The organism is Pseudomonas sp. Pdm06 (assembly GCF_014851795.1).
GTDB lineage: Bacteria > Pseudomonadota > Gammaproteobacteria > Pseudomonadales > Pseudomonadaceae > Aquipseudomonas > Aquipseudomonas fluorescens_AA.
Genome location: NZ_JACVAH010000005.1, coordinates 12,001 through 26,828 on the forward strand (window position 1 = coordinate 12,001; position 14,828 = coordinate 26,828).

Genomic DNA, 14,828 nt, shown 5'->3' on the forward strand with positions numbered 1-14,828 from the left:
GTCTCACCTTCCCCCCGGGTCTGGCAGCAGGCCGACCGGTTCTCCCCGACCGGTCGGCCCGCATCTGAAATACCCCCATAGCTCGCTGATTATGAGAGTCCGTTGATGTTACCGATGACACCCATCGCGGGTGCGCTCGCGCTGTTGCTGTGCGCCAGCGCATTGGCCGCGCCGACTGCCCCCGGTACAACGCCGAAGAGCCTGCTGTCCCAGGCCAAGGGGCTGCCGGCGGAGTTTGAGTCCCACTTCTTCGATGTGCCCATCGCCGTTCGTATTGAACTCAATCAACAGTATCTCGGTGAAGCCATGGTGGTCCTGACGCGCGATGATCGCATTACCTTGCTTGAATTCACCGACACCCAAGAGAGTTCGATCAAGGCTGTCGAACGCGAGCAATGGGAACAACGCCTCAAGCAGGGCATCACGCTCGGCGCCTGTGAAACCAATTGTTCGGCGGGGTTGTTGGCCGTGCATTACAGCCTCGAGAATTCCTTGGTGTCGATCCTGACCCAAGACGTCGAGCGCTCGACCGAGCCCCGGCGTTTTTACGACCAGCCCAAAGAGGGCAGCTTCGGTCTTATCTTCAATAACCAACTCAATCTCAATGGTGGCCAGGAACAGGACACGGGGGGGCGCTATGGCCTCAACGCCAGTTCCAGCGTGGGCAACTGGAGCCAGTCCCTGGACCTTCAGCTCTCGCGTCTTGGCGGGCCGGACGACAAGATTTACCACGCCGTCCACGAGCTCTATACCCAACGAGAGTTGGAAGGACAATTTTTCCGCCTGGGTTATTTCACGCCCAGCTCCGATGGCCTGAACCGTCAGATCCGTTCGTTCGGCGCCAACCCGGACACTGCGCTGGGGGTGATGTTCGGCAGTTCCGACAGCCTGGTCGTCGACAATCCCAAGCCCAGCGTCTATCCCATTTATGTCACCGCCAGCCGCCAGGCGTCGGTGGAGATTTATCGCAGCGGCCTGTTGATCAACACCCAGGCCGTCAGCGCCGGCTTGCAGAGCCTGGACACCCGACCATTGCCTGGCGGTATCTACGAAGTGGAAGTCCGGCTGATCGAGGACGGGCAAACCACCGCCACCAGCCAGGAACTGGTCTACAAACCCAGCAATTGGAGCAGCACGGAAGATCGCTGGCGCTACAACCTGTTCGCTGGGCGCGAAACCCGGTTGTGGAGCAACTGGGACGACCAGCCCTCGGGTTTCACCACGGCGGGCCTCGGCGTCAATTACCTGCTGCACCCACGGGTGATCCTGGGGGGCTCTATGCGCCAGGTGCAGGACAAACTGCAAGTGGGCACTTCGGTGGACTGGACGCTGGCCAGCAGTACCAGCTTGTACGCCAATGTCTACCAGACCGAACAGTACGGCAATGGCATGGACTTGCAGGGCATGTACAGCTACGGCAGTGGCAGCGTCGTGGCCAGCCACAACCGCAGCTGGCTGGACACCCGCAACACCTACGAGACCCTGCCGGACGGCACCCGTATCCGCCAGCGCAACGTGTACGTCGGCCACACCAGCAACTCGTCGCTGTCGGTCAATCATCGCTTGAGCAACAAGACCTCCATCAACGGGCGGCTGGCCTACAGCGAAGGCAATATCCAGGGCACGGGCCTGGACCTGGGCTGGACCCAGCGCGCCAAGCTGCGTGGCAGCGATGCCAACTGGCGGTTGTCGGTGTTCGACCGCCCCGGCTCTTCGAGCACCAACGACCGGCGTAATCGCGGTGTGGACCTGAGCCTCAGCGTGGCCTTGGGTGGCCCGGGCGAATACTGGTCGGGCAGCATTGGCACCCGCACCTCCCGCGAAGGCGACCGGGACAACAATGCCTCGCTGACCTATCGCCGCGACCTCCAGGACCACGTGTTGCAAAGCGTCTCCGCCACGGCGCTGGCCGATACCTATGGCGTGGGCCTGTCCGGCCTCGCCAGCTTCAGTACCGACTCGCTCTACGGCGATGGTTTCATCCAGCGCTCGTCCTACAACGACAACCTCACCGGCGGCCTGAACCTGAGCAGCACGGTGGCCGTGGGCGGCCGCAAAGCCGCCTTCACCGGGGTGCCGCAAGGTCGCGGCGCAGGGATGATCGTCGACGTGGAGACCGACCTGGACAACATCGTCCTGCGCGCCGACGACCTGACTGGCGGCAGCACCACGTTGCATCCGGGCCGTAACTTCGTGCCGATCACCGCTTATAAAAACAGCATGGTCACCTTCGACTTCGAGGGCGTCCATCCGCCAGCGGCGAGCATCGAGCCGGCCCGCACCCGCTATCACTTGAACAAGGGCGGCGTGGACTACCGCAAGGTCAGCGTGATGAAAACCGTGACCGTGCTCGGCCGCCTGCTGGACGAACAGGGCCAGCCGCTCAAGGGCCATCACGTGATCAACCACGCCAGCCGCGGCGTCAGCGAGGTGGACGGGTTCTTCTCCATGGAGATGAATGCCGCGTCCCCGACCCTGGAAGTGCGCTACGGCAACGAGTTGTTCTGCCGCTTCCGCCTCGACCCGGAAACCGCCAGTGAGGAAGGCGACGTGTTGATGATCGGCGACCTGCGCTGCACCCCGGACAGCCTGGCCGATAGCACGTTGGCCGCGGCTGACCCGGCGAAGCAGCGTTCATGAGCTGTAGGAGCAAGGCTTGCCCGCGATGAACGATAACACCAACTCACCAGGAGAGCGGGGTGCCTGCATCGCGGGCAAGCCTTGCTCCCACGGTGAAGTTTTCCCCAACTTGCAAGGATTCGCATTGATGTATGAGGTTGTATAGATGAAACCTTTTTCGGTAGCCGTGCGCAGCGTGGTTTCGGTGTTGTTGTTTGCCTGCGTGCCGGTGGCCAATGCTGTGAGTCGGGATATCAGCGCGATATTCAGGCCTGATGCTTCGAAGCCCCAGGAGAATACGTTCCTCAATACCACGCCGGTCAGTGGTTATTGCGCAACGCGTCCGGATGACTGCCTGAAGTCCAAGATGTTCAGTCTTCGACTACCCGTTACTTCTAGTTCGGCTGCCCCTATTCAAGCCAGTCATGGTGACGTCCGGCAAGGTGCAATGTTCAAGGTGCCTGTTGACTGGCGCCCAGTACAGGTCACTCATAGCGTAACGGGTGAAACTGAAGTGGTTGAAATGCGCTTTTCCGGAATCGGCTCCAGGTACCGGATTCCAGGTGGGGCGGTCAATCTGGTAGGTGGCGGGGTGAACCCTCTTACCGCCCACCAGCGGTTATGGCGAGGCTCCTCTTGGGTGAATGCCCCCTCGCCATGTGGAAACACTGGTGTTGGCCTCGTCAGCGATCCGGATTACGAATTTTTTTGGAAAACTCCGCGCGAAGGGATCTGTGCCAAGCAGGCCCTTTATTCGATTCCTGACATGCGTTACACCCACCTGGATTTCGCCTACGAGCTGCGAACTCCTAATCCATTGAAAATGTCGTCTGGTCAATACACCGGGTCGCTGACGTATGGCATCGGGCCGGGCCAGGATCTCGACCTGGGCGATGTCATGATCCCTAATGATTCAGTGATTACCTTCAACTTCAAACTCGACGTCGAGCACACCCTCAAGGTTGAAGTCCCTCCCGGCGGCAACCGCGTGGAACTGGTCCCCCAGGACGGTTGGCAAGCATGGCTAAACAGCGGGCGCAAGCCGACACGGCTGTTCCGCGACCAGCGCTTCCATATCTCCGCCTCTTCCCGTTTCAAGATGGGGCTGGAATGCCAGCACATCAGCGGCAATACCTGCGCGATTACCGAGACCGGCACCGGCCATGCCGTACCGGTGGACGTCAGCGTGACGCTACCGGATGGCTTGACGGACGCCAGCGGGCAACCGGTCAACCGTCGCCGGCTGTTGCGCGACGGCAGTGGCACCGAGTTGTTCCAGCCCGGCTTATATGTCGACCGCAGGCCGGGAATGCTGCACTTCGAGGTCGGCCGTAGCAGCGTCGAAGAGATGCTGGACGGCGGCGCCACGCGCTATAGCGGCGACGTCACGGTGATCTGGGATTCGGAAGTTTAAGGGCATGGATTGTCCAGCCTGAGGCGAAAGGACGGTGAGGTATCGATGAAACATTTACCGATGGCAGTGCGGAGTGTGGTTTCAGGGGTGTTGTTGGCGTGCGCCTCGACGGCCAGTGCCGCGAGCAAGGATATCACTGCAGTCTACAGGCCGGATCCTTCGAAGCCCAATGACAACACCTTCCTCAACACTACGCCACCCTCGGGGTATTGCCAGCTTTATGCAGCGCTCTGTGAAAGGGAGAAAATCTACAGTGTGCAATTCCTGCTCAAGGCCCACTCGAACGCACCCATCCAGCCGGGACACAGCGATTCCCGGCAGGGGGCGATGTTCCACGTGCCTGCCACCTGGCGTCCGGCGCAGGTGATCAATATGGGGACCGGTGAAACGGAAATCGTCCAAGTACGCATAGCCGGCATAGGCTCGTACTACCAGCTCCCTATCAGCGTAATCGACCTGGTCGGTGGGGGTGTGGATATGGGAACCGCCCATTCGAAGCTTTGGGGCGGTTCTCCCTGGAAGTATGCCCCTTCGCCCTGTCAATCCTCGGGCCACTCGGGTCTGAATACCCTCGTCTACATATTCTTCTGGAAGACTCCGGTCGAAGGGGTGTGTACCAAAAGGGCCAGTTACCTGATTCCCAGCATGACTTACCACGGCTTGAACTTTGCCTATGAGCTGCGCACACCCAATCCATTGAAAATGTCGTCCGGTCAATACATCGGTTCTGTGTCCTATGGCGTTGGCCCGGGGCAAGACCTGGACATGGGCGACGTCATGATCCCCGATGACTCGGTGCTCACACTCAATTTCAAACTGGATGTGGAGCATGCCCTCAAGGTGGAAGTACCCCCTGGCGGTAACCGGGTCGAGCTGGTGCCCCCGGAAGGCTGGCAGGCCTGGCTGAACAGCGGGAGCAAACCGACGCGGCTGTTTCGTGACCAGAGGTTCCATATCTCAACGTCCTCGCGTTTCAAGATGGCAATCGAATGCCAGGCTGTCAGCGGCAATACCTGTGCGATTTCTGAAGCCGGCACCGGCCACGCTGTCCCGGTGAACGTCAGCGTCACCCTGCCCGAGGGGCTGACGGATGCCGGCGGACAACCTGTCAACCGTCGCCCATTGTTGCGCGATGGCAGCGGCACCGAGCTGTTCCAACCGGGTTTTTACCTCGACCGCAAAGCCGGAACGCTGCACTTCGAGGTCGGCCGGAGCAGCGTCGAGGAGATGCTGGATTCGGGTGCAAAAGCCTACAGCGGCAACGTCACGGTGGTCTGGGATTCGGAAGTTTAAACGGCCTGTCGGCCAGGATTTTTTAGTGAGTTGCGTGAAATGCATGAGGTTGGAAAAGCGATGAAACATCTATTGGCATGGGTTGGACTCTATCTGTTTTGCGGCGTGGCCCAGGCCGGTCCGCAGATCGGCGTCGGGGTGGTCTACGACTACCTGGACGGCAACAAGACCACCTACATGAAGCGGATATTCAACGGCGGCACGTCCACGGCGTTCGTCAAGGTCAACATCCTGGAGATTATCTATAACGAGGACGGCAGCTACCAGGAAGTGCCGTTGCAGAACCAGACCAGTGCCCAAGCCAAGGACGGGTTGATGGCCAGCCCGGCGCGGCTGATCGTGCCGGCCAACGGGGTGCAGGGCACGCGCTTGCTGTTCATGGGCAACCGCGACAAGGAACGGTACTTCCGCGTGCGTTTCGTGCCGGTGGTGCCGGAGGCCGAAGACGAGTTCGCCATCAGCAAGGAGGAGCGCGAGGAGTACAAGAAGGAGCGCGTCGGGGCGGGGGTCAAGGTACTGGCGGGCTACGGCACGGTGTTCTTCGTACGGCCCAAGGACACCCGCTTCGAGACCGTGATCGATGACAGCGCCAATCGCTACCAGATACGCAATAACGGCAACAGCGTGCTGGTGATCGATGAGTTCAAGGACTGCGAAGCGAAGAAAGAGAACGAGTGCCGGCCCACCACCAAGCACCACATCATGGCCGGCCGGACGTTCTCGTTCGACAAGGAGGCGGGGCGCGAATATCGCTTCACGCTGATCGAAGGCAGCGAGCAGAAAAACGTCGAGATCAAAGGTTGACGGTCGCCGTCGCCGAACCGTCGTTGACGCCACAGGTAATCAAATATGTTCAAGACACTGGTACGCCCCCTCGCACTGAGCGCCCTTATGTTGCCCTGGGTCCAGGCCTGGGGCGCGGTCGAACGGGAAACCTTCGAGGTCTACGTGACCATCCCCACCGCCGACTTTCATGTGGTGCCCCTCGACCCGCAACTGGTCCAGCGCGAACAGCGCCTGCCCTTCAGCACCATCACCGGCGAGCTCAGCCCGTTGCGGGCCACCTACGAGGTGAAGAACAGCAACGGTGCCATCGGTGCCCGCCTGGGGGAAGAAGCGTACCTGTCCAATGGACGTGAGCGCATCGATCTGCGGGTGACCTTCAACGGTGTCGCACTGACCCTGGATTCGGCCCCGGTGGTCACGGCCACCGAAGCCCGGCCCGGACGCCAGGTGCCGCTGGAAATTGCCGCCATCAGGCCCGATGACGATTACAAGCCGGGGGATTACTACGGCACGGTGCACATGGTGTTCGACGCCACCGCGCCGTAGCAATCGCGAACCCTGCGGCAAAGATCATTTGAACCAGCACTCCTGTGGCGAGGGAGCTTGCTCCCGCTCGGCTGCGCAGCAGACGCAACCAATCCAGAGGCCGACAGTGTTTCAGGGAAGAGCGGGGGCGGCTGCGCCACCCAGCGGGAGCAAGCTCCCTCGCCACGGGGGGGGTGTTGGGTCAGTGACGGTGGGGGCAAGTTTGCTCCTGCGCTTTTTATTACTACAAAAAGGTATCAAGCATGTTCAAGAAAGTTTTATCCGTTATTGCTCTAGGGGCGGCAGCTCTGAATTCTTCACTGGTGTTCGGGGCCGATGACGCACGTTCATCGATCCATATCGAGGCGAACATTCCGACCCAGCAGTTCCACGTGCAGCCACGGGATCCGGAGTTTGGCAAGGATGAATACATGTATTACAACCCGGTGACCTACCAGCTCACCTCTTTGCGCCATACCTATGATGTGAAGAACACCGACGGTTCGGTCCACGCCTACCTCGAGAATGCCAACCAGACAGGTGCCATCCATCTGAGCAACGGTGTGGATCATGTGACCCTGAGGGCGATATTCAACGGCGTGCCTCTGGACAGCCGACCCCAGGAAGTCGTGGACGATGCCACGTCCACACCGGGTACCCAGGCTGAGATGCGTGTCGTCGTTGCGAGCCAGCCCACTCGCCCACTCTCTCCAGGCGTGTACAACGCTGACTTCACCGTGATTTTTGACGCGGTGCCTCGGGTCAACCCCTGATTTTGTGGTGTGTGTTGCCTGTAACAGCGGGACGCAGGCAGCACTCCCGCATTTCCATAACCATAAAAAGAATTTCAACCATGTTCGAAAAAATTGTATCCATCGCTGCCCTGGGCATTGTAGCCCTGGGTTCTTCGCTGGCGTGGGCTGGCGATGACGCGCGTTCATCGATCCATATCAGCGCGAACATCCCGAACAAGCAGTTTCATGTACAGCCACGCAATCCAGACTTCGGTAAGGACGAAGTCATGCATTTCAATCCTGTGAACAGAAAGTTGTCCCCAGTCCGCCAGATCTTCGATGTGAAGAACACCGACGGTTCGGTCCATGCCTACCTTGAAGGGAATTCCTGGTTATTCAACGGTACTTATGGGATCAACACTGTCGTCATGTTCAATAACGTTCACTTGGAAAAAGTGCCTAAGGAAGTGGTGGATGACGCTACATCCACGCCAGGCATGACGGCTGAGATGCTCATCTTCGTCCCCATGCCGGTTTCTTCCATGTTGTCCGGTTTGTTCACGGGGCATATCACCGTGATCTTCGACGCGGTGCCTCGGGTCAATCTCTGACCTGAGGGCAACCCCTGATCTTTGTGGCGAGGGGATTTATCCCCGTTGGGCTGCGCAGCAGCCCTGAAAGCCGACACCACGGTGGATCAGGTTAATGGCGTGCTTTTTTAGGGGCTGCTGCGCAGCCCAGCGGGGATAAATCCCCTCGCCACAGGTACCTGCCCCTTGTTGTCGTGACTCATTGGCGCGCCACCAACGGTTTGCACTGGGTATGGCTCCCCGGCTGCAGGTAGGGCGAGAGAAACGGCGCCATGCCCTTGAGTACTTGTACCGGCAAGGCCGAGGTGAACTTGAAGTTCTGCGCCGACGCGCCCGGTACATAGGCGGTGAGGGTGCCGAAATGACTGTCGCCGATGTAGAACACGAAGGTGGCGGTGCGGTTGATCGATTTGGAACTGATTACTCGTCCGCCGGAGCCGACCGCTTCGATGCGGTTGTCGCCGGTGCCGGTCTTGCCGCCCATGGCCAGCGGCGTGCCGTCGGCCAGTTTGAAACTGCCGGCCACGCGTTTCGCGGTGCCGGCATCCACCACCTGGGACAGCGCACCGCGCAAGGCCTGGGCCACTTCTACCGGCATCACGCGCTTGCCGTTGTCCGGGTCGTTCAGCAGCCGTGTCTCGTAAGGCGTGCCGACGGCAAAGTCGAGGCTGTCCACCCGCAGCGCCGGTTGGCGGATGCCATCGTTGAGGATAGTGCCCACCAGTTCGGCAAGCGCAGCCGGGCGGTCACCGGAGCTGCCAATGGCGGTTGCCAGCGACGGTACCAGGTGATCGAACGGGTAGCCGACTTTCTGCCAGCGCTGGTGGATATCCAAAAAGGCCTCGATCTCCAGCATGGTACGGATGCGACTGTCGCGGGCACTCTTGTGCCGGCTCTTGAACAGCCAGCTGTAGACTTCCTGGCGCTCGAACTGGCTGGCCTTGACGATCTGGCTGAACTTGGCGTCGGGGTTGTTCAGCAGGTAACCCATCAACCACAGGTCCAATGGGTGGACCTTGGCGATGAAGCCCTGGTCCGGCAGGTCATAGGCACCGGGGCCATAGCTTTGGTAGAGCCGTTCGAGGCGTTCGTCGGTGAGTTTTTCGGCGCTCTTGGCCGACTTCAAGTGGGCGCGCACGAAGCGGTTGAAGCTCTCCTGGCTGTCGTTGGGAAAGAAATAGCGGTGCACGGCGGCCAGGCGGATAGCGGTAGGGCGCATGCCGTCGAGGAACGTTTCCAGGCGCTGGCCGGTGTCCTTTTTCTGGTATTTCTTCCAGAACCTGAGCAGGAACGAGGTGCCTTCGCGGTCGGCGAATTGGGCCAGGTATTCCTGGCGGCGCGGGTCCTTGTCGTCCTTGAGCAGTTCGGAACTGTTGTTGGGCCCGGCATAGGTGGCGTAGCGCACCAGGTCGCGCATCAGGCGGATGAACGGCAGGTTGATCGACTCCCGCAGGGCGTCGCGCAACGTCGGGTTGCGACCGTCGTCTTCCCTGCGGAAGTTGTGGAAGGTGTGCAGCCCGCCGCCGGTAAAAAAGGCTTCGCCGGGGCTGGCTGAATAGGTCCGGTCCAGCGCGGCCTCGAGCATCTTCGGCAGGCTGCGGTCGGTGTTCTGGATCAGGTAGTCGACGGCCCAGCGGGAGAGGCGGTCCTGCTCGGCGATTTCGGTTTTCTTCAACGCCGCCGGGGTCTGCTGGGCATAACGCTCGTGCAGCTCGGCGATGATCTGCAGGTAGGTGGTGAGCACCCGCAACTTGGCGGTGGAGCCCAGTTCCAGCTTGCTGCCTTCGTTGATGTCGAAAGGCTGGTCGGTGCTGTCGGTCTGCACCCGCACGCGCGAGCCATCGGGGGTCAGTTCCAGCAGGGTGAAGCTGTAGCGCACCTGGGTGGTGCTGGTGGGGGTCAGCAGGCGTTCTCCCATCAGGCCGATCTCGGTGGCGAAGGCCGGGTCGGCCAAGCGCTTGAGGTAGTCGGTGGCCTGGGCCTGCAAATCGCTTTGCAAGGTGCTGGTGGCGGACAGGTCGAGGCGATCGAGGTCGTACAGCGGGCGGTTGAGCAGCGCGGCGAGGCGACTGCGGGCGGCGCTGATGCCTTTGTTGGTTTCGTTGGGCTGGACAGTCGGGTCCTGGACCCAGTCGCGATAGCTGACCTTGCTCGCCAGGGCTGCGTCGGCCAGGGCCGTGTCGATCACGCCGTTCTGTGCCAGCAGGCGGATGTGGCTGTCGGTCAGGCGCGCCAGTTCATCATGACCCTTGGACAGGTAATGGGACGGCCGGCGCTGGGCGATCATCAACGACAGCATTTCCCGCAGGGCCAGGCCTTTTTCCGCCAGGCTCTGGGGATCGGTCGCGGTGCTGGCCAAGCGTTCATTGGCCCGATTGAAGTCGGCGCCGTACCAGACTCGCAAGCCTTCGGCCATGCCGTGGACTTCACCATGCCCCGGCACGGCGGAGAGCGGCACGCTGTTGAGGTAGTCGCGGATGATCCGCTGCCGCGCCTCGAGGGTTTGCGGGCCGCCCTGGTAAGCGCGCACGCTGGCGGAAATCATCTGGCGGATTTTCTCCGCGCCGGACACAGTCAGGCCCTCAGGCGAGTGACGGTACTTCTCCAGTTGTGTGGCCAAGGTGCTGCCCCCGGCGGATTGCCCCGGCAGGCTCAACAGCTTGGCGACTTGCGACCAGGCCGCCATGCCGAAGCGCGGCCAGTCCACGGCCGGGTTGGCCAAGGGTTGCTTGGGGTCGAGCAGAAAACGGTTCTCGATGAACAACAGGCTCTGCACCACCACGGGCGGGATCGCTTCGAAGTTCGCATACAGCTGCTGCGGGTACTTGAACTGATAGACCGGTGCGGCGCGGCAGTCGGTGATGGTCAATCCAGCCTGGATCTTTTCCGCGTAGGGCACGAACAGGCCTTTTTCGACGTAGCCCATCAACGCCGGCGAAAACCGCGCCTGGGCCTGGATCACATAGTCACGCTTGAGCAGGCGTGGCAGGAATTCCCCCAGCGCGCTGTAGCCCAAGCGCCGGTCGAACGGGCCTGCGCCAGGGTAGACGATGGCATCGCTGGGCCCCGGCTGCACCGAGTAGCTCAGGGACTCGGCATACTTGCTGAGCTCCCGGGCCTGAAACCGCGACGTGCGCATTTCCTTGGCCACCGCCAGGCCGACCACCACGACGATAATCAGCAGCAACAACCAGAATGCCCGCCAGCCATGCCGTGCGCGGCGTTTTTTTTGAGGTAAAGGCGCTTCTTCCATACGTTCAGTCGGGACCACAGGTTCATTCGAATCGGTTTGCCACAAAGCGCCCATAGTCGACTGATCCATTAAGCAGATTGATCGGACTTGCTTGAAGCTTAGACGGTGGTTGGCGTGGGGGGAGGGGAAATTGTGGGTACCGGTCTGTCATGACTCCCACTAGCCACAGATAAGTCCCTACATCACAAGTACTACATAAGCTTCGGAGTATTCGCTCGACCTTCTCAGCGTCGATCAAACAACAGCATGGCTACGCTGCATCCAAACCCTCTCAAAGGAAGCAAGGAATGCATCCACGCCCCAACTCACATCGCTTGCGTCGAGGACGTTATTCGGAGCAAGGACGCGCCTACCTGGTGACGGCCGTTACTCATCAGCGCCGTCCTGTTTTTGCCAACTGGAAGGTTGGAAGATTGTTGGTTGCAGAATTCAAATGCGCCCATGATTCTGGCCTGGTGAACTCTTTAGCCTGGGTGGTGATGCCGGATCATTTTCACTGGTTGCTGCAACTCCACGACGGCCATCTGAGTCGTGTCATCGGTGCCACCAAAGCTCGATGCACCCATCACGTCAATAACATGACCAAAACCTCTGGCCCGCTTTGGCAAAGCGGCTTCCATGATCGCGCGATTCGTGACAACGAGGAGCTGCGGCCCTCCGCCGACTACATCATTGATAATCCGCTGCGGGCTGGGCTGGTGGAATGTATCGGCGATTACCCTCTCTGGGATACTGCATGGCTTTGAAGTGACTCATGCTCCCTGTCTGGCCCGAGGAACATGGATTCCCTGTAGTGAGGAGATTTATCTGCGGTTGGATTTCTCTGTGGCGAGGGGATTTATCCCCGCTGGGCTGCGAAGCAGCCCCAATACAGGCAACTCGATTGTCCAGAAATACCCGGGCTGCGGTTGAGGGGCTGCTGCGCAGCCCAACGGGGATAAATCCCCTCGCCACAAATAAATCCCCTGCCACAGATAATCCCCATCATAACGGGCAGTGGTGTCCGGAAAACCCTGCGCTAGAGCCATCGCCCCATGCCAAAACATGACGCTGCACCATCACTGTGCAATACTCCGCGGTGTTTCCGAATGACCTGAATCCCAGACAACACCTCTCTAAAAGCTGATTCTGGCGCAGGCTTATCCCTGAAATTTCCAGGTTTTACAGTGAATCTCTCTATCCCTGGCTTTTTATACTGCACGACCCGCTGATCCTGAGGTTGTCGTTCCACAGGACGGTCTGCCCACAAGACAGACCCGGTTTCGGCAAGGCGGCAGGCTTACCGGCCTGTGGCTTTGGACACTCGGTGGCTAATCCAATAACAAGACGAGGTTACCCCTATGCCTGTCGGCAATCATCTGCCCCATGGCGAGACCGCCCAGGGCGGTCCGCTCAAACGTGAACTCGGCGAGCGACATATCCGCCTGATGGCGCTTGGCGCCTGCATCGGTGTCGGGCTGTTCCTCGGTTCGGCCAAGGCCATCGAAATGGCCGGCCCGGCGATCATGCTGTCCTACATCATTGGCGGCCTGGCGATCCTGGTGATCATGCGCGCCCTCGGTGAGATGGCCGTGCACAACCCGGTGGCCGGTTCGTTCAGCCGCTATGCCCAGGATTACCTCGGCCCACTGGCAGGTTTCCTGACCGGTTGGAACTACTGGTTCCTGTGGCTGGTGACCTGCGTGGCGGAGATCACCGCCGTGGCGGTGTACATGGGCATCTGGTTCCCCGACGTGCCCCGCTGGATCTGGGCCTTGGCGGCACTGGTCAGCATGGGCTCGATCAACCTGATCGCGGTCAAGGCCTTCGGCGAATTCGAATTCTGGTTCGCCCTGATCAAGATCGTCACCATCATCGCCATGGTCATCGGCGGCGTCGGCATCATCGCCTTTGGCTTCGGCAACGACGGTGTGGCCCTGGGCATTTCCAACCTCTGGGCCCACGGCGGCTTCATGCCCAACGGCGTGTCCGGCGTGTTGATGTCCCTGCAAATGGTCATGTTCGCCTACCTGGGCGTGGAGATGATCGGCCTGACCGCCGGTGAAGCGAAGAACCCACAGAAAACCATCCCCAACGCCATCGGGTCGGTGTTCTGGCGGATCCTGCTGTTCTATGTCGGCGCGCTGTTTGTGATCCTGTCGATCTACCCGTGGAACGAGATCGGCACCCAGGGCAGCCCGTTCGTGATGACCTTCGAGCGCCTGGGCATCAAGACCGCCGCCGGCATCATCAACTTCGTGGTGATCACCGCCGCACTCTCGTCCTGCAACGGCGGCATCTTCAGCACCGGGCGGATGCTCTACAGCCTGGCGCAGAACGGCCAGGCCCCGGCTGGTTTCGCCAAGACCTCGACCAACGGCGTGCCGCGTCGCGCATTGCTGCTGTCCATCGCCGCGCTGCTGCTGGGCGTGTTGCTCAATTACCTGGTGCCGGAGAAGGTCTTCGTCTGGGTGACCTCCATCGCCACCTTCGGCGCGATCTGGACCTGGGTGATGATCCTGCTGGCCCAGCTCAAATTCCGTAAAAGCCTGAGCGCTTCGGAACGCGCGGCCCTCAAGTACCGCATGTGGCTGTACCCGGTCAGTTCCTACCTGGCACTGGCGTTCCTGGTGCTGGTGGTGGGCCTGATGGCGTACTTCCCCGATACGCGCGTGGCCTTGTACGTTGGTCCGGCGTTCCTGGTACTGCTGACGGTGTTGTTTTACACCTTCAAGTTGCAACCGACCGGTGATGTGCAGAGGGCGGTGCGTTCAGCTTCGTAAGTTGACGGCGATGTAGAAGAGAGCCCCGGTCGGATGATCGGGGCTTTTTTTGTGCGCCACAGCCAGCTGAACTACAGGACACCTGTTAGTTCTTACAGTAGACCGAGTATCGACAGAACCCTAGATTGAATAGCCTTACGAACCGTCCCGGTCGGGGGCATCCATGAAAACGTTATGGAAAGGCTTTTTCAGTTACGCCCTGATTGGGCTGGCCAATACGCTGATCCATTGGCAAGTGTTTTTCGTGCTGCGGGTGGCGTTCGGCCTCAATCAAGCGTTGAGTAACTTCACTGCCTTTTGCGTGGCGGCCTCGTTCTCTTTTTATGTCAATGCGCTCTACACATTCGAGGCCAAGACCTCAGTGTTGGGCTATGTTCTTTTCTTATGTGTCATGGGGACCCTCAGTTTCATCGTGGGTTACTTGGGTGATCGCTGGCATGTCCATGGCCTGCTGACTGTCGCGGTATTTTCGCTGTTGAGCCTGGTGATCGGTTTCCTGTTGTCCCGATTTGTGGTGTTTCGTGGACATCGCCAATGAACGTTTCGTTGATCGTTCAGCTTTGGCGGCTGTGCTAGCTCTTGCGCTCGTGGTACGTTTTCACGGAATCACGGCTCCCGCTATCTGGTATGACGAGGCTTTCAGGGTGCTGCTTACCAGGCACGAGCCTTGGCAGATTTGGTCCATTACGGCACGAGACGTTCATCCACCACCGTATTACCTCATGTCAGGCCTCTATTTGATAAAAATTGGAAACCAATCCTTGTCTTGACCAAGGGGAAGATGACTGCTTCCCTGTTCATTCCTAAAGCGACACCCGCGTCAACTGAGGCAGGCGATCAAGTCACTATTAC

General features: G+C 60.0%; 11 protein-coding genes. 10 read left to right on the forward strand and 1 reads right to left on the reverse strand.

The genetic code is table 11. The features are described 5' to 3' along the window. The first annotated feature begins 105 nt into the window (after positions 1–105). From IB266_RS10060 to IB266_RS10090, 7 genes are all read left to right on the forward strand, one after another. Positions 106–2,640 (forward strand): CS1-pili formation C-terminal domain-containing protein, encoded by a 2,535-nt coding sequence (locus IB266_RS10060; RefSeq protein WP_192261105.1) that lies wholly within the window; start codon positions 106–108, stop codon positions 2,638–2,640. A gap of 145 nt (positions 2,641–2,785) precedes the next feature. Continuing rightward, the gene (locus IB266_RS10065; RefSeq protein ID WP_192261106.1) at positions 2,786–4,033 is read left to right on the forward strand and encodes a hypothetical protein; all 1,248 of its coding nucleotides are present in this window, start codon (positions 2,786–2,788) and stop codon (positions 4,031–4,033) included. A gap of 60 nt (positions 4,034–4,093) precedes the next feature. Then, positions 4,094–5,326 (forward strand): hypothetical protein, encoded by a 1,233-nt coding sequence (locus IB266_RS10070; RefSeq protein ID WP_192261265.1) that lies wholly within the window; start codon positions 4,094–4,096, stop codon positions 5,324–5,326. 60 nt (positions 5,327–5,386) lie between these two features. After that, positions 5,387–6,130 (forward strand): molecular chaperone, encoded by a 744-nt coding sequence (locus IB266_RS10075; protein WP_192261107.1) that lies wholly within the window; start codon positions 5,387–5,389, stop codon positions 6,128–6,130. Between the two features lie 45 nt (positions 6,131–6,175). Beyond that, positions 6,176–6,658 carry a CS1 type fimbrial major subunit gene (locus tag IB266_RS10080; protein ID WP_192261108.1) on the forward strand — a complete coding sequence of 161 codons (483 nt, stop codon included), beginning with the start codon at positions 6,176–6,178 and terminating at the stop codon, positions 6,656–6,658. Positions 6,659–6,900: 242 nt separating this feature from the next. Further along, on the forward strand, positions 6,901–7,410 hold the full coding sequence (locus IB266_RS10085; protein WP_192261109.1) for a CS1 type fimbrial major subunit: 510 nt from the start codon (positions 6,901–6,903) through the stop codon (positions 7,408–7,410). Between the two features lie 80 nt (positions 7,411–7,490). Beyond that, entirely contained in the window at positions 7,491–7,982 is a 492-nt protein-coding gene (locus IB266_RS10090) for an adhesin (protein ID WP_192261110.1), read from the forward strand. Positions 7,983–8,160: 178 nt separating this feature from the next. On the opposite strand, the gene IB266_RS10095 is transcribed toward IB266_RS10090, so the two are convergent. Beyond that, positions 8,161–11,268 (reverse strand): transglycosylase domain-containing protein, encoded by a 3,108-nt coding sequence (locus IB266_RS10095; RefSeq protein WP_192261111.1) that lies wholly within the window; start codon positions 11,266–11,268, stop codon positions 8,161–8,163. Between the two features lie 233 nt (positions 11,269–11,501). Between IB266_RS10095 and IB266_RS10100 the strand changes: the two genes are divergently transcribed. The 3 genes from IB266_RS10100 to IB266_RS10110 all read left to right on the forward strand — a co-directional run bounded on the left by IB266_RS10100 (position 11,502) and on the right by IB266_RS10110 (position 14,514). After that, positions 11,502–11,960 carry an REP-associated tyrosine transposase gene (locus IB266_RS10100; RefSeq protein WP_192261112.1) on the forward strand — a complete coding sequence of 153 codons (459 nt, stop codon included), beginning with the start codon at positions 11,502–11,504 and terminating at the stop codon, positions 11,958–11,960. Between the two features lie 594 nt (positions 11,961–12,554). Continuing rightward, complete coding sequence (locus IB266_RS10105) at positions 12,555–13,976, forward strand: amino acid permease (RefSeq protein WP_060740842.1); 1,422 nt, start codon at positions 12,555–12,557, stop codon at positions 13,974–13,976. A gap of 163 nt (positions 13,977–14,139) precedes the next feature. Then, complete coding sequence (locus IB266_RS10110; RefSeq protein ID WP_192261113.1) at positions 14,140–14,514, forward strand: GtrA family protein; 375 nt, start codon at positions 14,140–14,142, stop codon at positions 14,512–14,514. The last annotated feature ends 314 nt before the right edge of the window (positions 14,515–14,828 follow it).

Coding starts and splice junctions, on each gene's coding strand:
- IB266_RS10060 (WP_192261105.1), top strand. CDS start 106: ATGTTACCGATGACACCCATCGCGGGTGCGCTCGCGCTGTTGCTGTGC.
- IB266_RS10065 (WP_192261106.1), top strand. CDS start 2,786: ATGAAACCTTTTTCGGTAGCCGTGCGCAGCGTGGTTTCGGTGTTGTTG.
- IB266_RS10070 (WP_192261265.1), top strand. CDS start 4,094: ATGGCAGTGCGGAGTGTGGTTTCAGGGGTGTTGTTGGCGTGCGCCTCG.
- IB266_RS10075 (WP_192261107.1), top strand. CDS start 5,387: ATGAAACATCTATTGGCATGGGTTGGACTCTATCTGTTTTGCGGCGTG.
- IB266_RS10080 (WP_192261108.1), top strand. CDS start 6,176: ATGTTCAAGACACTGGTACGCCCCCTCGCACTGAGCGCCCTTATGTTG.
- IB266_RS10085 (WP_192261109.1), top strand. CDS start 6,901: ATGTTCAAGAAAGTTTTATCCGTTATTGCTCTAGGGGCGGCAGCTCTG.
- IB266_RS10090 (WP_192261110.1), top strand. CDS start 7,491: ATGTTCGAAAAAATTGTATCCATCGCTGCCCTGGGCATTGTAGCCCTG.
- IB266_RS10095 (WP_192261111.1), bottom strand. CDS start 11,268: ATGGGCGCTTTGTGGCAAACCGATTCGAATGAACCTGTGGTCCCGACT.
- IB266_RS10100 (WP_192261112.1), top strand. CDS start 11,502: ATGCATCCACGCCCCAACTCACATCGCTTGCGTCGAGGACGTTATTCG.
- IB266_RS10105 (WP_060740842.1), top strand. CDS start 12,555: ATGCCTGTCGGCAATCATCTGCCCCATGGCGAGACCGCCCAGGGCGGT.
- IB266_RS10110 (WP_192261113.1), top strand. CDS start 14,140: ATGAAAACGTTATGGAAAGGCTTTTTCAGTTACGCCCTGATTGGGCTG.